This is a genomic window from Paenalcaligenes hominis (assembly GCF_011927625.1).
In the GTDB taxonomy this organism is placed as follows: domain Bacteria; phylum Pseudomonadota; class Gammaproteobacteria; order Burkholderiales; family Burkholderiaceae_B; genus Paenalcaligenes; species Paenalcaligenes hominis.
In genome coordinates this window covers 1-1,171 of sequence record NZ_JAATIZ010000008.1, presented here as the reverse complement: position 1 = coordinate 1,171, position 1,171 = coordinate 1, and the positions used below count along the sequence as shown (strand labels likewise).

Annotated in this window: 1 rRNA gene (cut by a window edge); it reads right to left on the bottom strand. The window is 51.6% G+C overall.

What is annotated here, in order from left to right:
* Positions 1 to 1,171: ribosomal RNA gene (locus tag GGR41_RS12995) — 23S ribosomal RNA — on the bottom strand (its annotated part extends 1,256 nt beyond the left edge of the window); the annotation flags it as partial.

Below are 1,171 nucleotides of genomic sequence, written 5' to 3'. Positions count from 1 at the left end.
GCGCATCACACTACCAGGGCATACCTTCTCCCGAAGTTACGGTATCAATTTGCCGAGTTCCTTCTCCTGAGTTCTCTCAAGCGCCTTGGAATATTCATCCCGTCCACCTGTGTCGGTTTGCGGTACGGTCTTGTAAAGCTGAAGCTTAGAGGCTTTTCTTGGGACAACTTTCAATCAGTTTGGGTCCGTAGACCCATTCAGCGACACCCTTGAATTACGCGCCCGGATTTGCCTAAGCGCCTTCTATGATGCCTCAACGAGGTAATCCAACACCTCGATGACCTTCCGTCATCCGTCCCCCCATCGCACTTTACAATGGTGCGGGAATATTAACCCGCTTCCCATCAGCTACGCATCTCTGCCTCGCCTTAGGGGCCGACTCACCCTGCGCCGATGAACGTTGCGCAGGAAACCTTGGACTTACGGCGAGGGAGCTTTTCACTCCCTTTATCGCTACTCATGTCAGCATTCTCACTTCTGATACCTCCAGCATGCCTCTCGACACACCTTCACAGGCTTACAGAACGCTCTCCTACCACGTGAATAAATTCACGTCCGCAGCTTCGGTAACTGGCTTAGCCCCGTTACATCTTCCGCGCAGGACGACTCGATCAGTGAGCTATTACGCTTTCTTTAAAGGGTGGCTGCTTCTAAGCCAACCTCCTGACTGTCTATGCCTTCCCACTTCGTTTCCCACTTAGCCCGTTTTAGGGACCTTAGCTGGCGGTCTGGGTTGTTTCCCTCTTGACACCGGACGTTAGCACCCGATGTCTGTCTCCCGTACTGTACTTGTCGGTATTCGGAGTTTGCCATGGTTTGGTAAGTCGCTGTGACCCCCTAGCCATAACAGTGCTCTACCCCCGACAGTAATATACGAGGCACTACCTAAATAGTTTTCGAAGAGAACCAGCTATCTCCAAGCTTGTTTAGCCTTTCACTCCGATCCACAGTTCATCCCCTAATTTTTCAACATTAGTGGGTTCGGTCCTCCAGTAAGTGTTACCTTACCTTCAACCTGACCATGGATAGATCGCCTGGTTTCGGGTCTACACCCAGCGACTGAATCGCCCTATTCGGACTCGCTTTCGCTACGCCTCCCCTACTCGGTTAAGCTTGCCACTGAATGTAAGTCGCTGACCCATTATACAAAAGGTACGCAGTCACGGGACAA